Annotated in this window: 23 protein-coding genes and 1 pseudogene; 2 read left to right on the forward strand and 22 right to left on the reverse strand. The window is 40.8% G+C overall.

Annotated features, from left to right (window positions below):
* Positions 1–146: 146 nt before the first annotated feature.
* The 11 genes from ACLV7H_RS07395 to ACLV7H_RS07445 form a co-directional block, all read right to left on the reverse strand.
* Positions 147–1,928, reverse strand: coding sequence for an ABC transporter ATP-binding protein (locus ACLV7H_RS07395; protein ID WP_411866785.1), 1,782 nt, complete (start codon positions 1,926–1,928; stop codon positions 147–149).
* Positions 1,929–1,936: 8 nt separating this feature from the next.
* A complete protein-coding gene (locus ACLV7H_RS07400; protein ID WP_411866786.1) occupies positions 1,937–3,673 on the reverse strand; it encodes an ABC transporter ATP-binding protein in 1,737 nt (578 codons plus the stop codon).
* A 178-nt stretch (positions 3,674–3,851) separates the two neighbouring features.
* Positions 3,852–4,610 (reverse strand): triose-phosphate isomerase, encoded by a 759-nt coding sequence (gene tpiA, locus ACLV7H_RS07405; protein WP_411866787.1) that lies wholly within the window; start codon positions 4,608–4,610, stop codon positions 3,852–3,854.
* Between the two features lie 96 nt (positions 4,611–4,706).
* Complete coding sequence (locus tag ACLV7H_RS07410; RefSeq protein ID WP_411866788.1) at positions 4,707–5,384, reverse strand: DnaD domain-containing protein; 678 nt, start codon at positions 5,382–5,384, stop codon at positions 4,707–4,709.
* Between the two features lie 8 nt (positions 5,385–5,392).
* Positions 5,393–6,337: a homoserine O-acetyltransferase MetA gene (gene metA / locus ACLV7H_RS07415; RefSeq protein WP_411866789.1), complete on the reverse strand. Its 945-nt coding sequence runs from the start codon at positions 6,335–6,337 to the stop codon at positions 5,393–5,395.
* Positions 6,338–6,523: 186 nt separating this feature from the next.
* The gene (locus ACLV7H_RS07420) at positions 6,524–7,036 is read right to left on the reverse strand and encodes an adenine phosphoribosyltransferase (protein WP_001049316.1); all 513 of its coding nucleotides are present in this window, start codon (positions 7,034–7,036) and stop codon (positions 6,524–6,526) included.
* Positions 7,037–7,212: 176 nt separating this feature from the next.
* The gene (gene rplA / locus ACLV7H_RS07425; protein ID WP_001085675.1) at positions 7,213–7,902 is read right to left on the reverse strand and encodes a 50S ribosomal protein L1; all 690 of its coding nucleotides are present in this window, start codon (positions 7,900–7,902) and stop codon (positions 7,213–7,215) included.
* A 207-nt stretch (positions 7,903–8,109) separates the two neighbouring features.
* Positions 8,110–8,535, reverse strand: coding sequence for a 50S ribosomal protein L11 (gene rplK / locus ACLV7H_RS07430; protein ID WP_001085808.1), 426 nt, complete (start codon positions 8,533–8,535; stop codon positions 8,110–8,112).
* Positions 8,536–8,658: 123 nt separating this feature from the next.
* On the reverse strand, positions 8,659–9,375 hold the full coding sequence (gene ldcB / locus ACLV7H_RS07435) for an LD-carboxypeptidase LdcB/DacB (protein WP_411866790.1): 717 nt from the start codon (positions 9,373–9,375) through the stop codon (positions 8,659–8,661).
* A gap of 31 nt (positions 9,376–9,406) precedes the next feature.
* A complete protein-coding gene (locus tag ACLV7H_RS07440) occupies positions 9,407–9,868 on the reverse strand; it encodes an HIT family protein (protein ID WP_411866791.1) in 462 nt (153 codons plus the stop codon).
* 1 nt (position 9,869) lies between these two features.
* Positions 9,870–10,907 carry a M42 family metallopeptidase gene (locus ACLV7H_RS07445; RefSeq protein WP_411866792.1) on the reverse strand — a complete coding sequence of 346 codons (1,038 nt, stop codon included), beginning with the start codon at positions 10,905–10,907 and terminating at the stop codon, positions 9,870–9,872.
* Positions 10,908–11,046: 139 nt separating this feature from the next.
* On the opposite strand from ACLV7H_RS07445, the gene ACLV7H_RS07450 reads away from it, so the two are divergent.
* Both ACLV7H_RS07450 and ACLV7H_RS07455 read left to right on the forward strand, forming a co-directional pair.
* Positions 11,047–11,598: a DUF1307 domain-containing protein gene (locus tag ACLV7H_RS07450; RefSeq protein WP_411866793.1), complete on the forward strand. Its 552-nt coding sequence runs from the start codon at positions 11,047–11,049 to the stop codon at positions 11,596–11,598.
* 316 nt (positions 11,599–11,914) lie between these two features.
* Positions 11,915–12,466 (forward strand): DUF1307 domain-containing protein, encoded by a 552-nt coding sequence (locus ACLV7H_RS07455; protein ID WP_268725437.1) that lies wholly within the window; start codon positions 11,915–11,917, stop codon positions 12,464–12,466.
* Positions 12,467–12,514: 48 nt separating this feature from the next.
* Here the strand turns inward: ACLV7H_RS07455 and brnQ are convergent, their stop codons facing one another.
* From brnQ to ACLV7H_RS07510, 11 genes and pseudogenes are all read right to left on the reverse strand, one after another.
* Positions 12,515–13,840, reverse strand: coding sequence for a branched-chain amino acid transport system II carrier protein (brnQ, locus tag ACLV7H_RS07460; protein WP_215804442.1), 1,326 nt, complete (start codon positions 13,838–13,840; stop codon positions 12,515–12,517).
* A gap of 184 nt (positions 13,841–14,024) precedes the next feature.
* Entirely contained in the window at positions 14,025–14,312 is a 288-nt protein-coding gene (locus ACLV7H_RS07465; protein ID WP_411866794.1) for a rhodanese-like domain-containing protein, read from the reverse strand.
* Positions 14,309–14,899 carry a uracil-DNA glycosylase family protein gene (locus tag ACLV7H_RS07470; RefSeq protein WP_215804440.1) on the reverse strand — a complete coding sequence of 197 codons (591 nt, stop codon included), beginning with the start codon at positions 14,897–14,899 and terminating at the stop codon, positions 14,309–14,311. The genes ACLV7H_RS07465 and ACLV7H_RS07470 overlap by 4 nt, the downstream gene beginning before the upstream one ends.
* 53 nt (positions 14,900–14,952) lie before the next feature.
* Complete coding sequence (gene pepV, locus ACLV7H_RS07475; RefSeq protein ID WP_411866795.1) at positions 14,953–16,353, reverse strand: dipeptidase PepV; 1,401 nt, start codon at positions 16,351–16,353, stop codon at positions 14,953–14,955.
* Positions 16,354–16,365: 12 nt separating this feature from the next.
* Positions 16,366–16,971 (reverse strand): nitroreductase family protein, encoded by a 606-nt coding sequence (locus ACLV7H_RS07480; RefSeq protein WP_411866796.1) that lies wholly within the window; start codon positions 16,969–16,971, stop codon positions 16,366–16,368.
* Between the two features lie 174 nt (positions 16,972–17,145).
* Entirely contained in the window at positions 17,146–18,000 is an 855-nt protein-coding gene (locus ACLV7H_RS07485; protein ID WP_411866797.1) for a metallophosphoesterase family protein, read from the reverse strand.
* Positions 17,990–19,837, reverse strand: a complete 1,848-nt coding sequence (gene uvrC / locus ACLV7H_RS07490; protein WP_411866798.1) for an excinuclease ABC subunit UvrC — start codon at positions 19,835–19,837, stop codon at positions 17,990–17,992. The genes ACLV7H_RS07485 and uvrC overlap by 11 nt, the downstream gene beginning before the upstream one ends.
* 102 nt (positions 19,838–19,939) lie before the next feature.
* Positions 19,940–20,038, reverse strand: a pseudogene (locus ACLV7H_RS07495) (peptidase); the annotation flags it as partial.
* Between the two features lie 182 nt (positions 20,039–20,220).
* Positions 20,221–21,453, reverse strand: coding sequence for an aminoacyltransferase (locus tag ACLV7H_RS07500; protein ID WP_411866799.1), 1,233 nt, complete (start codon positions 21,451–21,453; stop codon positions 20,221–20,223).
* A 4-nt stretch (positions 21,454–21,457) separates the two neighbouring features.
* Positions 21,458–22,672, reverse strand: coding sequence for an aminoacyltransferase (locus ACLV7H_RS07505; protein ID WP_045590593.1), 1,215 nt, complete (start codon positions 22,670–22,672; stop codon positions 21,458–21,460).
* Positions 22,673–22,907: 235 nt separating this feature from the next.
* Positions 22,908–23,606: a M57 family metalloprotease gene (locus ACLV7H_RS07510; RefSeq protein ID WP_411866800.1), complete on the reverse strand. Its 699-nt coding sequence runs from the start codon at positions 23,604–23,606 to the stop codon at positions 22,908–22,910.
* Between the last annotated feature and the right edge of the window lie 87 nt (positions 23,607–23,693).

Below are 23,693 nucleotides of genomic sequence, written 5' to 3' on the forward strand. Positions count from 1 at the left end.
TCTTACCTCTTTCATTTTTTTGTAACCATCTTCTTAGTGGTTACAATATAAGTATACTACTACCAAAAAACGATAGCAAGTAAAATGTACTATCTGAGAAAAGTTGTAATAGACTGATAATTTAAGAATAGTCTAGATAGTTTTGATTAGCTGGATTCCCCAGACTTACTTGAAAATTGGCTTTGGTACAAGTCATAATAAAAGCCTTTTTCTTGGAGCAAGCGTTCATGATTTCCCTGCTCAATAATCTGCCCATCCTTAAGAACGAGAATCTTATCTGCTTCTTGAATGGTAGAGAGACGGTGAGCGATGACAAAGCTGGTTCTTTCTTTCATCAAGCGTTTCATAGCTTTTTGAATCAAGAGTTCCAAACGGGTGTCAACAGAGGAAGTCGCTTCATCTAAAATGAGAATTTTAGGATTGGCTAGGAGAGAACGCGCTATGGTCAAGAGTTGTTTTTGCCCGAGGGAAATATTGCTTGACTCTTGGTTCATCTCCATGTTGTAACCACCAGGAAGCGTTCGGATAAAGTGGTCTACATTTGCTGCTTTGGCAGCTTCTACAATTTCCTCGTCACTAGCGTCAAGATTTCCAAAACGTAGGTTTTCTTTGATTGTCCCTTCATAAAGCCAAGCATCCTGCAAGACCATCCCAAATTGACGGCGGTAGTCTTTACGTGACAAGTGGCGAATATCCTGCCCGTCAACCAAGATTGCACCTGCTGTAACATCATAAAAACGCATGAGTAGATTGATCAGGGTTGTCTTACCAGCTCCGGTCGGACCAACAATCGCTACCATCTCTCCTGGTTGAACTTCTAGATTAAAGTCTCGAATCAATGGTTTGTTTTCAACATACTGGAAGTCAACATGTTGGAAGGTCACCTGACCTGTTAAGGGTTCAGGGATTTCGAGTTCTTCTCCCTTGACTTCCTCTGCCTCATCCAAGATATCGAAGATGCGGTCTAACGAAGACTTGGCACTTTGCATTTGACCCGCAAGTTGTGTAATGTTTTGGATAGGCTGGCTAACCTGCCAGACATACTGAACAAAAGCCTGCATATTCCCTACTGTCAAACGACCTGCAATAACCTGCAAACCACCAAGAACTGCAACGATCAGATAGGTCAAGTCTGATACGACATGAAGGGCTGGCATCATGAGCCCAGAGATAAAGCTGGCTTTAAAGCCAACACGTTGGAGGTCGTCTGTAATCTTAGAAAATTCATTATGAGAGGATTCCTCACGACCGTAGAGTTTCAAGACATTAAAACCTGTAAGATTTTCCTGCACATAGCCATTCATCCGTCCTAAAATAGCCGCCTGCTCTTTAAAATAAGGCTGAGAATGTTTCAGGATACTTTTTGCACCAAAATAGGTCACTGGAATGGATAGAATAACCACTATAGCCAACTGAAAATTCAAGTATAATACCATTCCCATCACGAGGATAATTGTCAGAACGGCATTGACAATTTGGAGAAAAGATTGTTGAAGAGCATTGGACACTGTCTCAACGTCACTGGTAAAGCGCCCCAACAAATCACCGAACTGGTGTTTGTCAAAGAAGGATACAGGGATACGATTGATTTTTTCAGTCATTTCATTGCGTAGATCCTGAGTCATGGACTGGACCGCATTGGTCATGAAATAATTGGAATAATAAGACCCAAGTTCATACAAGAGCCCTCTAAAGAGGTAAATGGTTAAAACCGTTCCGATGTAGCCAGTATTGATACGAGCCCCTGCAAGACTATTAGCCATATCTAAGAGATTTTTTGTCAACTCCGTAATGGCTAGCCCCAAGACAAAAGGCTCCAAGACACTCATGACCACACTCAAAATTTTTAGAAAAACTGCAAAGAAGACAGAAAAACGGTAGGCTTTTAAATAGCTCCACAAACGAGCCAAACTAGATTGTGTTTTCATATTTCCTCCTATTCTTCTGTTAGAGATGCATTTTTCAACTGCGACTCAGCAATCTCACGATAGATGGCATTGGTCTCCATCAATTCCTCATGTCGACCACGACCCACGATTTCACCCTTATCCAGAACGATGATCTGGTCCGCATCCATGATGGTTCCGACACGTTGAGCGACAATTAGAACCGTAGCATTCTGCGTTACTTCCTTGAGGCGACGGCGTAAAATGGCATCTGTGCGATAATCCAAGGCTGAGAAGGAATCATCAAAAATATAGATATCAGGATTCTTTATAACCGCTCTGGCAATTGATAGGCGTTGTTTCTGTCCTCCAGAAAGATTGCTTCCGCCTTCAGCTAGATGAGTCGCAAAGCCTTCTTCTCGACTTTCAATAAAATCTTTGGCTTGCGCCACGTCTGCTGCCTGATGTAGGTCCTTGTGACTGGCATCTTCCTTCCCATAGCGGATATTTTCAGCGATAGTTCCAGTAAAGAGTAAGGCCTTTTGTGGGATAAAACCAATCTTTTGACGAAGAGACTTAAGTCGATAATCCCTAACATCGACACCATCAACTTTGATTTTCCCAAGCGTGACATCGTAAAAACGAGGAATCAATTGCACAAGAGAGGACTTACCAGATCCGGTCGAACCGATAAAGGCAATGGTTTCTCCTGGTTTGGCACAGAACGAAATATTGTGTAGAACCGGGTTCTCCGTCTCACCAGGATAAGCAAAGGTGACATTTTCAAATTCCAAATAGCCGTGAGTTGCTGTCTCTCTGACGCCTCCTTCATTGGGATCAATAGAAATCGGCATATCCATGACTTCTTTCAACCGTTCACTCGAAACGGCTGTACGGGGGTACATGGTGAAGAGATTGGATAGGAAAAGGAAGGACAAGAGGGCGTGGAAGCTATATTCGATAAAGGCCACCAGATCCCCAATTTGCAAGCTTCCTTGTTTGATAGGGTCCAGAGCAAACCAGACAATAGCTACAATCATGGCAATGATAATCTGAACAAACAAGGGTTCCGTCAAACCGGTTAGTTTAAACAGACGATTGGAATTGGCTGCATAGACTGCATTTTGTCCTGCAAAACGTTCCTCTTGAAATTCCTCACGAGCAAAGGCACGAATGACACGGAGTCCCATTAGATTTTCCCTGGCATATTGGTTTATCTTATCTAAGGTAGCCTGCTGTTTCTCTGATAATGGTCGAGTCTTGACCGCTACATAAATGACCACCACGGCTAAGAAAGGTACTGCAAAGGCCACTATCCAGGCTAATGACGGACTGGTCAGGAAGATCATTAAGATACTAGACAGCATCATCATGGGAGTGATGACACCCAGTTTTAAGGTCTGTTCTGCAAACTGCATGAGAACAAAGGCATCACTGGTAATACGAGTAACCAGTGAAGACACTCCAATCTTTTCATATTCATGATGAGAATACTCTTGTAATTTGGCATAGAGATCATCCCTCATATCTTTGACCATATTGGTCGTCAGCTTACTAGCAGCGTAGGCTAAGACTATACGCCCCAAGGTTCCACATAGGATAATCACCAGCATGATTGCGGCCCAAAAATACAATTGATGTTCATTCTCTTTATTCACACCTTCATCAATCATCCGAGCTAGAACAGTCGGTAGTCCTAGATTAACGATAACAAAGAAAATAGCTCCAAAGAAATCCAAGAATAACCACTTGGGATATTTTTTCAAATAAGACCAAATATAGAGCATAACTCCCCCTTTCATAACTTTTTGATATAGAAAAGAGCGCGCATCTGCACGCCTTTCTTTCCCTAAGGAACTTTCCTAGTCTAGCAAAATCCCTCTTTCACAAGAATGCTCCAAGTAAAAATAAGACAGGCAGTCAAAGTCACTTAGTACTTTTACTGTCTGTCTGGAATAAGCTAGATTATTTTACAAAGTCAAGTAATGCCAAGAAGCTTTCAGCTTCAAGTGACGCACCACCAACAAGGGCACCGTCAACGTCTGGACAAGCCATGTATGAAGCAACGTTTTCAGGTTTAACTGAACCACCGTATTGAACACGAACTTTGTCCGCAACTTCTTGACCAAAGTCAGCAGCTACAACATCACGAACAACTTTACACATTTTTTGTGCGTCGTCTTGTGAAGCTGATTTACCAGTACCGATAGCCCAGATTGGCTCATAAGCGATAACGGATGCAGCAACTTGTTCAGCAGTCAATCCAGTCAAAGCAGCAGATACTTGAGCACCTACGAATTCAGCTGCTTTACCAGCTTCGTAAGTTTCAAGTGACTCACCACAACAGATGATTGGAAGCATACCGTTTGCAAAGATTGCTTTTGCTTTTTTATTGATATCTTCGTCAGTTTCATGGAAGTAGTCACGGCGTTCTGAGTGACCGATCACAACGTAGTCTGTACCGATTTCTTTCAAAACTTGTGGGCTAGTTTCACCAGTGAAAGCACCTGCATTTTCAAAGTAGCAGTTTTGAGCAGCAACTTTAAGGTTTGAACCTTTAGCAGCAGCAAGAACAGCTGTCAAATCAACTGCAGGAGCTGCGATACCTGCTTCAACAAGGTCTGATGAAGGAAGTTTTGAGGCAACGGCTTCAACGAATGCTTTTGCTTCTTCTGGATTTTTGTTCATTTTCCAGTTACCAGCGATAAATGGTTTACGTGACATTTCACATACCTCTTTTTTCATTTTATTTTCTATTATTTTATCATATTTATAAAGAGCTTGCAAACCTTACTCTAATTTTCAAGATTTTTCAAGCGACTAATCTTGCCACAAATTCATGGCATCGAGAAAATCAGCTGAAGCTTGAACTTGTTTAGGATTGTTTGCTTCTCTCTCAGCTCGTTTAGCTTCCACTTGGGCCACAGATTGGATACCTTCATAACGCCAATTCCGAAGGATGGCTTGAATATATTTCCAGTTTGGCTTGCCATTGAGAACGGCCTCTCGGAGAGCTTCCTTAATCAAATCCGCCTTGATCCCATCGTCTTTGACTGTCTTAGAAAGATCTTCGATTTCAAATGGTGTTAATAAGCGTCCCAATTCCTGCTGAAAAGTCTCAACTAGATCCTTCAATTGATTTTGCGGATTTGGGGCAGTTGTAGCTGGAGTTTGGCTATCCAACAAGCTATCCAAGCGTTCAAAAGCCAAACTAGCATCAAAAATGAGCTCAATTTCCCCATTTAGTTCAATGGTCCGATATTGTAGCAAACCATTTTCAGTCAAATTAGAAATGGATTGGTTGACATCTGCTACCTCTTTCCCAATGATTTCAGCAATCTGACTAGGCGAAACATCTCCTAGGGCTGTGGTATTTTGTAAATAGAAAAATTGCCAGACCAGAAAATCTTCGCTGGAAGGAAAGAGTTCCTTAAAATGCAAGAGCAGGGCACTTGGCAAAACCAAGTTCCCTGATTTAAAAGCGTCAAAATATGTCATAATTCCTCTTATAGATATCCAAATGCAGCCGCATCATCCTCTACCTTTCTCCAGTCAAAAGGGGTTTCTTGATAAACTGCATAGTTTACCCAATTGCTGAAAAAGAGGGCAGCTGATGAAGACCAACAAAGACAGGGCGTCTCATTTACATCATCATTTTTAAAGTAGTTCTCTGGGATATGAGGATCGAGTCCCGCCTCATAATCACGAAAATACTCTCTTGCCAAAGTGTCCCGATCATACTCCAAATGACCAAAACTATAAATCTCACGCAAATCTCGACTAGCTAAGATAGAAACCCCAACCTCAGGACCTTCTGACAGAATCTCCAGATTGGTCTTGTTTAAGATTTCTTCTTTTAAAATCTCAGTATGACGAGAATGAGGAGCTACATAGCGATCATCAAAACCACGAAAGAGAAGATGTCCCTCTTTCAAGGTGTCCTGTGGGTAAATACCTGATAGTTTCCGATCCATCTGGTGCTTTTCAACGCCATAGCGAACATAAAGACCTGCTTGTGCTCCCCAACAGATATGGAGTGTTGAAAAAACATGTGTCTTGGACCATTCGATGACCTGTTTGAATTCCTCCCAGTAATCTACCTCTTCAAAAGGTAAATGCTCTACTGGCGCCCCTGTGATAATCAGTCCATCAAAAAAGTCATCCTTGACCTCTGGGAAGGTCTTATAGAAGGTTTCCATATGTTCGGCACGGGTTGTCTTGGAACAATGTGTTTCCATATATAAGAAATCAATATCTAATTGCAAAGGGGTATTAGCCAAATGCCGTAAGAGTTGCGTTTCTGTTACCATTTTTTGAGGCATGAGATTTAAAATCAAAATCTTCAAGGGGCGAATATCCTGATGAGCAGCCCGTTGATCGTCCATAACAAAGATATTTTCTGTCCTTAAAATCTCCACAGCTGGTAATTTTTTATCAATTCGAATCGGCATAATACCCTCCTAACAGTTCTCTATTTCGGGAATGATGTTGTCTGTTTGAAAGTAAAAACCTCCAAATACTTCTTCCCTTTATTATACTGTATGAAGATATAGTTTTCAATTATAGTTTTTCTCTAACTAGCTATAGTTAATTTATATAGCAGATGAAGAGAAAACAGCCCCAAGGACTGTTTTTCATTAATAATGCATAAGTACCTTGTAATCGTAATCTCCGATTTTTTCACGGCCTTTAAGCTCATCCAACTCAATCAAGAAAGCACAACCGGCTACAACTCCACCAAGTCTTTCAATCATCTCAATCGTTGCCTTGACAGTTCCACCTGTTGCCAAAAGATCATCTACGATGAGAACACGTTGGCCTGGCTTAATCGCATCAGCATGCATGGTCAAGGTATCAATACCGTACTCTTTCTCATAGTCAGCAGAAATCACTTCACGTGGTAATTTCCCTGGTTTACGAACAGGTGCAAAGCCAATTCCCAACTCAAAAGCAACAGGGCAGCCAACAATAAATCCACGAGCCTCGGGTCCCACGATCATGTCGATTTTCTTATCGGTTGCATACTGAACAATTTCACGAACAGCGTAGCTATATGCATTTCCATCTGCCATCAAAGGGCTAATATCACGGAAGGTGATGCCTTCCTTAGGATAATTTTCAATCGTTGCGATATAATCTTTTAAATTCATCTTTTTCTTTCTTTCAAAGTTTTTTACTCTCTATTATACCATATTTTCTGTGAAAGAAGAAGAGGAAAAGCACTATTCTCTTGCTCCATCAGGCTATTAATGGACTTATTATTCCTGGAATGAATTTATCATCAAAAAAACGAGCACATTGGTACTCGTTTTTAAGAATCTGCTAATTAAAGTGAGTTTACGTCAACTTTGATACCAACACCTTGAGTAGTTGTGATAGTCAAGTTTGTTACGTAAGTTCCTTTAGCTGTAGCTGGTTTTGCTTTTTGGATTGTTTCGTTGAAAGCTTTGAAGTTTTCAACCAATTTTTCAGCTTCAAATGATACTTTACCGATGATTGCTTGAACGTTACCTGCACGGTCAGCACGGTAAGTGATTTTACCACCTTTAGACTCTTCAACTGCTTTAGCAACATCCATTGTTACAGTACCAGTTTTAGGGTTTGGCATCAAGTTACGTGGTCCAAGGACACGTCCAAGACGTCCAACAAGTGCCATCATGTCAGGTGTAGCGATAACTACGTCGAAGTCCAACCAACCGTCGTTGATTTTAGCAACAAGGTCATCTTCACCAACAAAGTCTGCACCAGCAGCTTTTGCTTCTTCAGCTTTTGCACCACGTGCGAAAACAAGAACGCGTGAAGTTTTACCAGTACCGTTTGGCAATACCATTGCGCCACGGATTTGTTGGTCAGCTTTTTTAACGTCGATGTTCAAGTTGTAAGCAACTTCTACAGTTGCGTCAAATTTTGCAAAGTTAGTTTCTTTTGCAAGTGCTACAGCTTCTTCTACGCTGTATGCTTTTGTGCTGTCGATTTTCTCAAGTGCAGCACGAAGTTGTTTGCTTTTTTTAGCCATTTTCTATTCTCCTTGTAAGTGGTTCAATCGATTTTCATCTCCCACGTCACTTCTCGAAATGATGAAGTCTTGCGGGTTTTCAATCTATTAATTTTCTTTTCCTACTTCGTTAAGTTCCTTTGCCGTACCCAAGTACAAGCATCAGTCACTTACCTAGTATGAAAAGTATCTAATAGACTGCTGTGAGATTTTCTACTGTGTTATTGATTAGTCAACAACAGTGAATCCCATAGAACGAGCAGTACCTTCGATCATACGCATTGCAGACTCAATGTTTGCTGCGTTCAAATCTGGCATCTTAGTTTCTGCAATTTCTTGTACTTGTGCACGAGTAACTGTAGCAACTTTAGTTTTGTTAGGGGTACCTGATCCTTTTTCAACACCTGCAGCTTTTTTCAAAAGAACAGCAGCTGGTGGTGTTTTTGTAACGAAAGTAAATGATTTGTCTTCGTATACTGAGATAACAACTGGAATGATCATACCAGCTTGATCAGCTGTACGAGCGTTGAACTCTTTTGTGAATCCCATGATGTTGATACCAGCTTGACCAAGAGCAGGTCCAACTGGTGGAGCTGGTGTAGCTTTACCAGCAGGGATTTGCAATTTTACAAGTTTTTCGACTTTTTTAGCCATTTTTAAATCCTCCTTTGTGGTTTTGGCGGTAATTAGAGATTTTTACCTCCCACAAGTATGCTTTACACATACCTTTCCATTATACACTATTTATCTAAAAATGCAAGAGAAAAATTACTTTTTTTAATCGACGTAATCGCCACCTTGAAAGCCATAGTACTCTTCCAAACTGAGACCACTTGCAGCAATTTCTTTGGCTTCTTTGCCAACGTAGCGAAGATGCCATTCTTCTGCCATGTAGCCAGTCTCTTTTTCCTTGCCTTTGAGATAGCGAACGACAAAGCCATAGTCAGCCGCATAATCCAAAAGCCACTGAGCTGCCTTTTCTTCAGTAACTAAATCACCATCTGTCCCAATAAGGTCAAAAGCAAGGCCTGTTTGGTGTTCACTATAACCTGGGCGAGCTGAGTAACGATCTGCTGCTTCCTTACCATCTTGATTCACATAGTCTTGATAAAGTTTGGTTTGAGTTTCATAACTTCTAAAACCACTGTAGTGATCGCTGATTGGGTAGCCCGCTGCTTGCATTGCTGCAATGAGTTTCAGCAACTCTGCTTTAGCTGTTGGATTTTCTCCTGGGTTATAGTCTTTTGACAAAGGATAGTGCTTATTAGCTATGACGATTTCATCGTATTTCCCTTGAATACTATAGTAGTCTCCCTTATTCACAACTTCTGCCTTCTTCTGACTAGAAGCTTGGGATTTGCTCCCTACAGTTCCTTCAGGTTGACTAGTTTGTTCTGTTTTTTGAGTATTTTCTTCATTTTTAGGTTTTTCTTGAGAACATGCTGCTAGGGTTACTGCCAGCAAACCAGATAAAACGATGTATCTTTTTTTCATTTTTTCTTCCTTTCTTAGACCACGTACTTTCTTAGACCACGTACTTCTCTAATTCATCAGATAAGGCTTTAATCATTTGTTCCAACTTATGGGATTTCACTTGGCAATCTTCTGCCGCCATTTCTTCCCAGGGCACCCACCAGACTGGGCCACGGCCATTCAATCCATGACCTTTCATATCACCTGCTCTTCGCGGAAAAAGATGCCAATGAGCGTGGGCATCGCCATTTCCTAGGAGTTCAATATTCATCTTTTCAGCCTCAAATGTTTTGGCAACAGCTTCTTGGACCAAACTCATTTCCTCAAGAAAACGAAGTTTTTCAGAAGTCTCCATATGGTGGAGTTCTGTGACATGCTCTTTTGCCAGAAATAAGGTATAGCCCTTAAAGTATTGGTGGTCTCCAATAACAACATAGCCTGTTTCTAGTTCTTTTACAAAGTAGGGATTTTCTCCTGCCTTGATCCATTCAATTCTTTGACAAATCAAGCACATATTAGTCTACCAATGCACTCTTGAGATAAGCATCAACCATACGCTCAGTCGCCACTACTGAATCAATGTGTGTTCGTTCGTAAGAGTGACTGGACTCAATTCCCGCACCAAAGAGGGCATGCTTGACCTCTGCACCTGCAGACATAGCTGCCGAAGCATCCGAACCGTAAAATGGATAAATGTCGAGCTTAAATGGAATATCTTGCTCCTTTGCCAAAGCTACCAAGTGTTGACGGAAGTCATAGTGATAGGGACCTGAAGCGTCCTTGACACAGATAGACACTGTATACTCATCCGTCTGCTGGTCATCTCCCATAGCTCCCATATCTACAGCCAGATATTCTACTACCTGACTTGGAATATTGGAGTTTGCACCGTGACCCACCTCTTCAAAAACTGAAAAAGCAAAATGAGTTGTTACTGGCAATGCAATCCCCTCTTCCTTGTAAATACGAAGAAGATTGAGCAAAATCGCTGCGCTGACTTTGTCGTCCAAGTGACGTGACTTGATAAAACCAGTCTCTATCACGATAGTTCGTGGGTCAAAGCTGATAAAATCACCAACCTCGATGCCCAAGGCGCGCGTTTCTTTTTCATTGGTGACTTTTGCGTCCAAACGCACTTCCATATTGTCCTGCGTACGTTCTGCAGTTCCTGCATCTTTGTAGACATGGCATGAAGTCTGGTGGATGAGGATGGTTCCAGATACCCTTTTACCTGTGCTAGCCACATGAACCGTACAATTCTCACCTTCAATCATGTTCCAAGGAAAACCACCGATACGGTCCAATTTGAGACGCCCGTCAGGTTTGACAGCACGTACAATGGCTCCGAGTGTATCCACATGGGCAGTTACATAGCGATGTTGTTCATCATTTTGACCTTTAATGGTCACATTGACACCGCCCTTGGCTGTGCGAACCGGCTGGTAACCAAGCTCTTCTAAAGTATGGACTAGGTAGTCTGAAATCTCACGAGTAAAGCCCGTCGGAGATGCAATTGCGGTTAGTTCTTTGATATAGTTTATAGTCTGATTCATTTCTTCACCTCTTTCCTACCATTATAACATTTTTCTAGTCAGACTCCTTCTCAAAAGGAGAAAAACTGTGTTTAGTTGCTTTCACTATAGATCCATGTTATAATACAAATACTTTGATTATGAAAGGAAAGTAACAAATATGAAATCATACTTTAAAGTATCGCTAGCCCTTGTGGCTTCACTTGTCCTCCTGCTCGGATGTTCCAAACAAGCATCAACACCTGCAAACAGCAGTTCTAAAGAAGACACAACAACTCAGTCAAGTGAGAGCAAACAAAGCACTGAGCAATCTTCTGAGAAGAAAGAAACAGCCAAGAAACATACTTTTGTCAACAAAAGCAATCCTGGAATCACTTCTACCTTGGTTTATACTGTAGAAGGCGACAATGTTACCAAGCAAACCGCTCAGAATGTTGCAGATCCTGAAATCCTTGGTGCAACTCCAGAAGAGGTCAAGAGTACACTCGAGGATACCTATAAAGGTTATTACGGGCTAAAAGGTGTTAAACAAACCATTGAAATCAAAGATGGAAAAGTTGTTCAAGATCTCGAAGTTGACTTCTCAGTTGCAAGCATTAGCGAACTTAGAAAAGCTCTTCCTGAAGAATTTTCTGGTATTGGAAATCGTGTAAGCTTTTCAAACTCGAAGAAATCTCTCGAAAAGATGGGATTCACAGAAAAGACAAACTAATCCCCTAAAATTTCATATAGACTAGTGTAGGTCCACCCCAAAAGTTAGACACAACTCTGACTCTTGGGGTATTTTTTTATAGTCCTGACCGATGAGTCCAATAGCCCCCTCTCAGTCCCATAAAAAGAGCATTTAAATCCCTCCCCTTAAAAAGCCATACGATAAAAGTTCTTTGAAATAGATAGAGATAAAACTTTAATTGTCAGACTAGTTTCTGTTCATTGTCATGTCAGGTCAGATGAGAGGGGAGGTCTAGTTGATTTTGTAGTAGAATCATGTTATAATACAAAATAATTTGATTATGAAAGGAAATTCTATGAAAACTTATGTTAAAACTTCACTAGTCCTAGTGGCTTCACTTGTCCTCCTGCTCGGATGCTCCAAACAAGCATCAACACCTACTAACAGCAGTAGCAAAGAAGACAACACAACTCAGTCAAGCGAGACCAAGCAAAGCAGTCAACAATCATCTGAAAAGAAAGATGAGACAGAAACCCACACATTTGTCCACAATAGCAAACCTGGAATTCATTCTACCTTGACTTATACTGTGAAGGGAGATGACGTTGTAAAACAAACTGTTCATAATGTACTTGACCCTGAAAAACTTAATAATACCGCGGAAGGTATTAAGGAAATTGTTGACGATACTTATAAAGGTTATGAAGGGGTCAAAGGAGTTACACAAAAAGTTGAAATTCAAGACGAAAAAGTTATCCAAAACATCGAGGTTGACATGACTGTCGCGAGTCTTGACGAATTGAAAAAAGCAATGCCGAACGAATATTCTGGTATTGGAAACCGTGTAAGCTTTGCTGCCTCGAAAAAAATGCTTAAAGAGGCTGGTTATACTGAACAAACCAACTAATGAGTCGTGCTTATACAAAAAATTCTTGGTCGTTGACCAAGAATTTTTTTATTCCATCTCAAAAACATCACTCTCTTGTTTGTTTGGTAGAACCAATGAAAGCAAGATTCCAATGATAGCAGGTACCAACCATGGGAGGGATGCCTTAGCAAAAGGCAAAGCATTCACAAGATTTTCTAGAAACTCAATCTTAAAGGAGCTTCCAAGAACACTTGCAACGGCGATTGCTGTGACAACTCCCATTGTTAGTTGCATACCCGGTTTTGATAGGGGTACAAACTTATTCACAATCACAATCATCACAATGGCAATAGTGATTGGATACAAGATTACCAATACTGGAATTGAGTACTTGATGATCGCATCCAGACCGAGGTTTGCAATGGCAAATCCAATCAAGGTAAAGGCAGTGGCATAGGCCTTGTAGCTGATTTGTGGGAAACGTCCGTTAAAGAACTCTGCTGTCGACACAATCAATCCAACTGTCGTTGTGAAGCAGGTTACAGTTACCATAACAGCAAGGAAGAGTTGAGCTGTTGAACCAAAGATTTCCTGAGTTGCTTGCGACAAGATATAAACACCTGGTGTTCCACCCTTCATCACTTCAGCTGGTACTGGGAAATGATTTCCAAGGAATCCTAAACCGATATAAAGAGCACTAAAGGCAAGAGCTACAACAATACCAACAACCCAAATAGTTGAAATGTATTCTTTCTTACTTGAGAATCCAAGTTGTTTCAAGGTTTGAACAGCGATGACACTGAAGGCCACTGAGGCAAGGGCATCCAAGGTATTATAGCCTTCTAGGAAACCTGTACCAAAAGCAGAAGCTTGATAGGCTTCTGAAGCAGCTTGAGGACTTGTTCCACCATATTTAAAGGCACCTAGGACAACCAAGATAACAATCAACAAAGCAAAGACTGGTGTCAAGATTCGTCCGATACGATCCAAAATCTTTGATGGATTGAGTGAAATCAGATAGGCTGCGGAAAAGTAAAGCACGGTAAAGATAATCAATCCTAAGCCTTTATTTGCTTCAGACAAGAGAGGGCTGATACCGACCTCGTAAGCTGTTGTTGCTGTACGTGGAATAGCAAAGAAGGGGCCAATCGATAGATAGAGGACTGCAAGATAAAGAGTCGCAAACCAAGGTGAGATTTTCTTAGAAATCTCATAAATGTATCCTTTAGGATTGAGCGTTCCGATGATGAGCGTTAGGACAGCAATCCCGACACCCGAAAATACAAAACCTGCGATGGCAGGAAGAAACTGTTCTCCAGATAGGGCACCTAGAGAAGGCGGAAAAATCAAGTTTCCCGCACCAAAAAATATTCCAAACAGGAGCAAGCCTGTTAGGGCACCTTTTTTAGCCATAAAAATCTCCTTCATATTTCTAAAATACTGACCTAGTATACCATGATTAAGACTCTGAAAAAAGTATCCAAAATTAATCATTGAATGTTTTCAATATTTTTAAAAATAAGAATTATCTAAAAACAAAATCCCTTACTCAGTTGGAACCGAGCAAGGGAAGACTAGGATCTATCGCCATATAGGTTTAAAGATTTTCAAAGGCCGTCATTCCACCTTGAACATTGATAACGTCATAATCCTGTTCAGCTAGAAATTGACAAGCACGTGCTGACCTCATCCCAGATTTGCAAATGACATAATACAAGAGGTCCTTGTCCAATTGATCATAAGTATCAGCCAATTGACTAAGTGGTAGGTTCTGAGCAACTTCTAAATGAAGCGTCTCAAACTCATTCACTTCTCTCACGTCTAAAACGGAAAGGGACCCTTTCTGGTAAAGCTTGTAAAATTCATCGAAGGAAATTTCTTTCATTCTTTTTCTCCTAAAATCGTTTTAATTCTTTTTTTCAAATCGGGCACCACTTCTGACTCAAACCAAGGATTCTTAGCCATCCAGATTTGATTTCGTGGTGAGGGGTGAACTAGTGGAAAATAGGTTGGTAAGTAGTTCTGGTAATGTTTTACCCTTTCTGTCACCTTGCCACTAACTTTCTCATGTAAATAATAGGCTTGGGCATACTGCCCAATCAAGAGAGTTAATTGGATATCGGGCAACTCTTGCAAGAGTTGCGGATGCCATTTTTCGGCAAAGCCTTTACGAGGTGGAAGATCACCTGACTTGCCATGCCCCGGAAAGTAGAAATCCATGGGCAATACTGCAAAATAACCCGAATTGTAAAAGGTATCTTCATCCACACCTAGCCAGTCCCGCAAGCGGTCACCACTCTTATCCTTCCAATAAATCCCTGCTTCTTGTGTTTTAAGTCCAGGAGCCTGACCGACAATATTGATGCGAGCTGTCTTTGGCGCTGCAAAGAGTGGCTCTATTCCGCGTTCGGTATAGCTGGTATTCTGTGGATCCGCCATAATGGCTTGCTTGATTCTTTCGATTTGAGACATCTGTTTTCCCTCCAAAAAGAAGTCCAAGCATAACATCTCAGACTTCTATCGTTTTATTTGATCAATTCATAAATAGCTTCTGCATAAATTGCTGCTGCTCGGAAGAGATCGTCCAAGGCGATAAATTCATTGGCTTGGTGCATGGTATCGATTGAGTCCGGGAACATGGCACCATAGGCAACCCCACGTTCCAGCAAACGACCAAAGGTACCACCACCGATGACTTGTTCGTGACCTTTAAGACCAGTTTGTTTTTCATAGACATTCAACAAGGTTTGCACAAGCGGATCTTCCATTGGCACATAGTGAGGGGTGTGACCGTGTTCGGAAAGGCTAACAGAAGCAACTGGCAAGTTTTCAAGGATTGACTTGATATGCTCTGGACTTGTTCCTTTTGGATAGCGGAAGTTAAGGGCAATGGTATTGTCAGCACTTGTTTCATCGAAGCGGAAGACACCGGCATTCATAGAAAGGGCACCCATCTTTTCATCCACATGAGCAACCTTGAGATTTTCACCCTCATGGTCATTCAAGAGAATCTTACCAGCGATGTCGAGGTAGTCTTTGGCTGGTCCAGCAAAGTCAAATTGGCTGAGGAAGAGGGCCAGGTAGGTCGCACCATTGACACCTGAAGCTGGCATAGCACCATGAGCTGATTTACCAATGATGGTCACCTTGTATTTGCCAGCATCTTCTTGAATTTCCCCTCTGAGTTTGTGTTCTGCAACAAAGGCATCTAGTTTCGCTTGCAAGTCAGCCAAGTCACCTGAAACAACTGCTGTTGCTGATTCAGGTACCATGTTTTCACGCAAACCACCTGTGAAGCTGTGAAGACGGGCTACACCTGTATTTTCACCTGCAAAGTGAAGGTATTCTGTGATGTTCCCTTTTTCACCATTGATGATAGGGAATTCAGCATCTGGAGAGAAGCCAAAGTCTGGTTTTGCAAGTCCTACATGTTCAAAGTAGTAGTCCATGTCTGCCCAGCCTGATTCTTCGTCTGTTCCTACGATGAAACGAACTTTTTTAGAAGTTGGAAGGCCCAATTCTTTGATGATTTTCAAGCCATAGTAACAAGCTGTTGTAGGTCCCTTATCATCTGAAGCACCACGCGCATAAAGGCGACCGTCTTTGATAGTTGGTGTATAAGGATCCGTGTCCCAACCGCTACCAGCTGGCACCACATCCATGTGAGCAAAAATTCCGAGAACTTCTTCTCCTTCACCAAACTCAAAATGTCCTGCGTAGTTGTCGACATTCTTAGTTGGGTAGCCATCACGGTCTGCGATTTCAAGGAATTTTTCCAAGGCTTTTACTGGACCAGGTCCAAATGGATGCTGCGCATCAGCCTTACTATCATCACGTTCGGAGTTGATTTCCAAAAGGCTAAACAAGTCAGCCAAGAGGTCTTCTTTGCGTTTTTCTACTTCTGCTGTAAAATCAATTGTTGTCATTTTTTCTTCTTTCTATCTTTTCTCGATAATTTCATCTACTGGCAAGCGGTAGCTTGGTTCCAATTTTTCATCTGTGTAACCCACTGTAATCAAGAGTTCTGGGCGGAAACGGTCTTCAATGTCCAAAACTTCGTTGGCTTTTGATTTGTCAAATCCAAGGATAATGTTAGAACCGATTCCTTGGTCTGTAAGAGCCAAAACCAAATTCATGGCAACCAAACCCGCGTTAAGGGCCAAGTAGTCACTAACTTGCTGCTCACTATAACGCGCAAATTCAGCAGGCAGATTCTTCATAAAGTATTGAAGTTGCTCTTCTGAGAAATTCTTCGCACCACCGACGCGGGCAATTTTGCGGGCACGTTTAGCTAGGTCTGTATCGGTAAACAAGGCAATGGTCACTGGCGCTGACGAAACCTGCTCAAAGTTCGAACCATAAGCCAATTTTGCCAATTCAGCATTTTTCTGACGAACCACCACAAACTTCCATGGTTGGCTATTGTGGGCACTTGGAGCCAAAGTCGCGATTTCGATAGCCGTACGTACATCTTTAGGGTCAACTGGCTTATCAGTGAAATGCTTGGTCGCATGACGTTTTTTATTTAATTCAAGAAATTTCATAATCGATTTCCTTTTCTAATTCTACTGCCTCCATTCTACCATATTTTGAAAGAGCTTGCAGAGATTTTTCATAGAAAGAAATTGGAACACGGATGAAGCCATGGATTTAAACTTATCATTAAAACCAGTTTTTTCCCCATCCAATTTCAACTAATTTTCAGTTGCTTAAAGAAACTAGTCTATCTTATATTTTGACTTTATAGCCTCCAAGAAATCTTTCACATCCTCTACATACCCATGCTTTTCAATTAAACTAGCTAAGAGTTCTAGATTGTGCCCCCGATAGTTGTCATCTCGGCGTAGTTCCTCATACATTTCGATAAAAGGAATCCCCTTGGACTTGGCCAATTCTAACTCCGCTTCATAGTCATAAGCGACTTTACGAAACAGGATATTTACCAATTCCCCATCTTCCATTTCTATCACGGCATACTGGGCACGGTGATTTTTTAACGCCTCCCAGTCAAAATAGGGCATGCCAATCGTACCTGGATTGATGATTTGTTGCCCTTGGCTGCCGTAACGAAGCAACTGCTTGTGGACATGACCATAGACTGCCACGTCCGTTTCCTCATCTAGGAGTTGGTCAAATTTATCTGTGTTATTCCCAACAGACAAGTCACCACCATAGTTCTTATTTGGCAAATTATGAGAAAGAGAAAAGCGCAGTCCATCAACTTCTTTCTTTTCCAGCATAGGTAAATTTCGCAGCCAGACAATCGTTGCAGGATCCATTCGCTCCATCAAATACTGTGTCATACGCAAGAGCTGAACTTCCTGTGGGTCTTCTAAGCCATATTGCCCATCTAAAGCCTCAAGGACACAATCATCCCAATTGCCTCGAACACTTGCTGTGATAGGAAGTTCCTTTAACAGAGCGACCAAGTCATTTGCACCTGGACCAGGGAGGAAAATATCTCCCATGAGCCAATATTCACTGGCTCCTTGAGTTTTAGCATCTGCAATCACTGCTTCTAATGCCGTTGCATTGCCATGAATATCTGATAAAATTGCAATTTTATGGTTCATGATTGTTTCCTTCTATTTGGTAATCTACACTCTTTTCCGCTACTTGAGCCAATTCCACTTCTTCCTGAGGGTTCAACTTTCTCTGAACAGCTTTTGCGACTGCTCTTGGTACCCCAACTTCGACAATCTCATCCACACTGGCTTCCTTGATTTTAGTTAAAGACTTGAAATGCTTCATAAGATTCTGCTTGCGTTTAGACCCCAAACCGTCAATCCCATCCAATTGTGAAGAAAAGGAGTTTTTGGAGCGCAGTTGGCGGTGGAAAGTGATAGCAAAGCGGTGAACCTCATCTTGGATGCGTTGGAGGAGGAAAAATTCCTGAGAATTGCGAGACAACTCCACCACCTCAAGCGGATCTCCAAAGAGCAATTCATGGGTTTGGTGCTTATCATTCTTTTGCAGACCTGCAATTGGAATATCCAAGCCGAGTTCTTCTTGGATGACCTGTTTGGCGATATTGACTTGACCTTGTCCCCCATCGATGACAATCAAATCTGGAGGGGTCAAGCCCTCACGTTGAACTCGGCCATAGCGTCTGCGAATAACCTCACGCATACTGGCATAGTCGTCTGGACCAACCACAGTCTTAATTTTATACTTACGATAATCCTTCTTACTTGGTTTGCCATTGACAAAGACAACCATGGCTGAAACTGGACTGGTTCCCATGATATTAGAGTTATCGAAGGACTCGATGCGAACTGGAGTCGGTATTTGGAGCAAGCGTCCCAGATTTTCAATAGCTCCTTGGGTCTTTTCAACTGACTTTTCTAGCAGGTTGAATTTCTGCTCCAGACTGACACGGGCATTTTTGATGGCTAGATTTACCAGCTGTTTTTTCTCACCACGCTGAGGCTTGAGAATCTTGGTATCCACCAAGGCCTTGACAGCTTCTTCATCAATATCCTGCGGAATCAATACCTCATTGGGAACCAGGTGGGATTTTTCTTGATAAAACTGCCCCACATAGGTCAAAAAATCCTCATCCGGATCATTGTAGTAGGGGAAGAGATTGACATCCCGCTCGATGAGTTTTCCTTGACGTACAAAAAAAACCTGAACACACATCCAACCCTTATCCACATAGTAGCCAAAGACATCGCGATTTTGCAAATCTTTCGCCATAACCCGTTGCTTGGTCCGAAGCGTTCCAATGGCCTGAATCAGGTCACGGTATTCCGCTGCCCGTTCAAACTCCATACTTTGTGCTGCTACTGCCATTTTACTCTTGAGGTCATCGATGATTTTGTCATCCTGTCCTTTTAAGAAGTCAGAAACCTCCTGAGCCATGGACTTGAAATAAGCCTCATCTTTCTTACAGACGGTGTGGGCCATACACTGGCCGATATGGTAGTAAAAACAGACTTTAGAGGGTGGGTTGGTACATTTCCGAAAAGGGAAAATTCGATCCAGTAGTCGCTTGATTTCATTGGCTGCCCCCACATCCGGATAAGGGCCAAAATAAAGACCACCGTCCTTTTTGACCTGACGGGTGATAATAAGCCGTGGATAGCGTTCATTGGTGATTTTGATAAATGGATAGGACTTATCATCCTTGAGCATGATATTGTACTTGGGCTTATTTTCCTTGATAAGGTTGATTTCCAGCAGGAGGGCCTCAATATTGGACTCAGTAACGATAAATTCGAAATCCACAATCTCAGACACCAGAGCCTCCGTCTTGGTATCGTGACTTCCACGGAAGTAAGACCGCACGCGGTTGCGAAGATTTTTAGCCTTTCCGACATAAATAATCGTGCCGTTTTTATCCTTGTGAATGTAGCAACCAGGGCTAGTCGGCAAAAGCTCCAGTTTTGATTTGATCAAGTTATTCATAGTTCCATTATAGCAAAAAGGCTGTAACAGGACGAACAAAAAGCCCCACCGATCACTTAATGGGAGGAGCTTTGATTTCATTTCGGATTGCACTGACTTCATCTAGTCGCTACTGGTATAAAGTTCTTGAACAGCTGTCTCATCCTGAGGCTGAATCCTGTAGTAGGAATCTGCTGGCTGCATGACAGAAGTTTCGTTGGTGTCGATATAGATTTATCGGATACCCTAATATTCTTTGTATAAGTAAAATTTCTATACTACTTCCTAGATTTCCCCTTTTATGTACATCAAAAGATTTTTGACTTAAATAGAACACGGAAAAAAGAAGGACAGAACTACACTCTAGAAGTTATACAAAAACTAACCTTTTAGGGTAGCCGTAATTATCGGCCTAACATCCTTTTTATTAGACAAATAATTCTATACTTGAGAGGAGAAGGATAATAACGGAAAGTTCCCGCCTTCCTTACAATATAGCCATTAAAGTTTTGCTTAAAGCGAAGAACACCATCACTTCCATCAAATACTCCTTGAATTCCTAAGAAATTATAAAGAGGAATTCCACGCTTTATGCTCTCTAACATAACATGCTCTTGAAGCAATGCTGGTGCATAGAACTTATTAAATTCCGTGTAAGAGCCACTAAAAAGATAGGTACTCTCTTGAGGCATATAGATAAAAAGACTACCAGCTAGTACAACCTTTTGTTCCCCATACTTGACTATCAAATTACGTGCTTCTGCTTTACGAACCTCAAAAGTTTCAAATTGATGTAGCAATTCTTTATGCTCTTTTTTCTTCTGAGCTGAATCAGGAGATTTTCTTAGCGCCGCATCAAAATCTGCTATTTTTTTGTATAAATTTTCTTGATTTTTCTCCAGTTGCGAAAGATAATCTTGAAAATTTAAAGTCGCAACCATAAATTCAGCTCGGTCTCCAAATGCATCATAAAAATGTTCGTAATATTCTAAACTTTTATCACTGTATTCTCTTCTTTTTGATGTCGTAGCAGTAATATCTTTAAAAATAGATAATTCATCACGTTTTAATCGTCTCAATTGAATGCCAAAACTTCCAGCTTTCTTAACCAAAGGTTTTCCCTTTTTACTAAAAGATCGAATTAAATTTTCCTCTGTGATCCCTTCTAAGTTCTTGACATATAACCAATCAGGTTCCCCACCTGGGTAACCCGTCTGTAAACCATCATGATAATATCCTAGATTCGTCAAACAGTGAATAATTTCTTGTTGCTCCTCCGTCACTGGATTACCATTACTATCAAAACTTTGAAAAGTATCGTAAGGTTTGACAATCAACTCTAGAACCCCATGTTGTTTGGCATAAACTTGGAGATCTTTGTAAAATTCCTTTAGATAAGTTGCATCGCTATAAATTGGACCAGAATTGATTTCCATGTGCAGTCCACCAGTCATTGGCAAACTATAAACCATTGCAGCAACCTGAATAGTCTCTGTATGCTTTAGAGCAAAATAGGCTACTGTTGCTCCTCGTTTCTCTAACAATTCTCCCATTTGGGTTGATTGTAAAAATGAACGGGAAATAATTGATTCTGAATAAATGCGAAAGTCTTCTTTAGTAAGTACAGTTAGTGTCATACATTTACTTTCTATGATATTTTTTTCGAAGATTAAATAGGAGATTTATTAACGGATACATAGGATGAATCGGCAGGGTTAACTCTCCTAAATATTCCTCAATAGTTGGATTAAAATTAGCTTTAAAACGATAAAGTCCACCATCTCTTGTATGTTCAACACCTCCTAGATTTTGCCAGAGAGAACCTCTTTCGAATGCACGTTGTAGTGTTCGATACCATGTTAAAATTGGAGCATTATAACGCCTAAATTCAACATCCATTCCTGCATATAAATTTACAGATGTCTGACCAAATTCCAAAGTCAAAGTAGCTGATAAGGGGGCAACTTGAACACCTGAAGAAATATGCTTTTCCAAAAATAGAATTTCTTCATTCAACCTTTCGCTTTCTTGTAGCCTACTTTGATATTTCGAAGATTTAACAGTATTTGATAAAGATTCTAGAATTTTTTGATTCTGATCTCTTTGTTCTTCTAAAATATTCAATCGATTTGACAAATCAAGTGTAGATAATGTTATATAAGCATGGTCTGGAAAAGACAATAGCAAATTTCGATAGTAGGCTTCATTCCGCAAATGAATACTTTTTCTTGTCTCCGTCTTCTTCATTAGAAAAGAAAATAATTCTAATAATTCAATTCCACCAAACTGAGTATTTATTCCTTTGTTTTGTGCAGTTCGAATAGCTTGTCTCGCCGATTTTGGTAGGTACTTCTCATCAAAATTCTCTTTATACACTTTTGCCTGTATACGAGGCTGAATAGTATCAACCATTTCACTTGTCTTACCAGACCAAATAAAACCTAGCTTTTGCATATAATTTAGCGTTTCTAGAGTTTTCTCTGAGCAATCATAAACTTGATTGTCATTATAAGTTTTACTCAAACAAAGCGCTGGGTCGATTTTAATAAAAAGTGCTCGTTTTTTCTTTGCAATCGTTTTAAGTGAAGAAAATACAAAATCCATCAAAGATTGATCCGTATAATCCATAATTGGACCTCTGGCAATATAGCACATTGTAAAACCAAAGGGTAAAGATCTATAAAGTAAACTAGCTACCGCCACTATTTTATTATCACTATAAAACCCAACTCTTTCATTTTCCCATTCACTTTTTACACTTGCCCAAGCACTACTTTGCAATAGATTCACTAACGAACTACGTCTAACAAAGTCATCATGTTCTTCAGCGGAAATACCAACTCGATAATAATACATGTACTTTCCATTTTCTACTAATATGAATCCTATTTTACTATTTTTTTTTAAAAAAATAAAGAAAAATAATCTTCAAAAATCTCCATGTATAGATACTAAATAACAGTCACTCGTTCTATAAATAGTTCGAAGAAACAAGGTGGAATATGTCATTTAGAAAATCTTTCTCAACAAAACGAGTAGCATAAAACTAGTTGAATTAACTTTTGAACAAGCAAATTAAGCTACTCATCTATCAATTATCTACATACAATTCTATTACTTTGATTACATCCTGAGGCTGAATCCCATAGTAGGAACCAGCAGGCTGCATAACAGAAGTCTCGTTGGTGTGATCCAATCCAATGGCATGCCCCAGCTCGTGCTCTGCAGTGTGCACGATCCGTTCATAAGAATAACCATAACTTGGATTGGATAGATAATAATGATTTAGGCGAACTGTTACAGATATAAATTGATTGGTCAAGAGATTGGTTTGACTCTCTGCTTGACCAGCTACAGCTGTCGATCCATCATTCATTTCACTTGCCACAATATCTGCCTGGCTAGGATCCGCTACCACCTCAAAGGTAAAGGCTCCCGTTTGATTCCAGTTCTTTATAGCTTCTGCATAAGCAGCTTGGAAAGTCTCATCCATCTGAGGGTCAATATAGATACGGGCTGAAGCTTGAGCCCACTTGCCTTCCGCGTGTTGGTGACTGTCTGTCTGAGACAAGACTTCCAGCGTTCCCATCTCCTTCCATTGATTCCAGCCACCTTGACCAATCTTACTCATTTTTTCAACTTGATTGACTGCAGAATGAAAATCACCAGACAGATACCAAACCACTCCAAAAGCAATGAGTAGTAAAATAACCACAGTCCAAACCAGACGCCAGAAGAAACGCCAAATTCCCAAAAGAAATCGGAAAAATAATCGAATAATCCAGAACATGACGCTCCACCTTTCATAAAAATAAGAATCTATCTTAAAATCACATTTTCCTTGATTAAGATAGATTCTCTATTTTACTGAAGAAAG

The sequence above is a fragment of the Streptococcus oralis genome (assembly GCF_965111685.1).
In the GTDB taxonomy this organism is placed as follows: domain Bacteria; phylum Bacillota; class Bacilli; order Lactobacillales; family Streptococcaceae; genus Streptococcus; species Streptococcus oralis_B.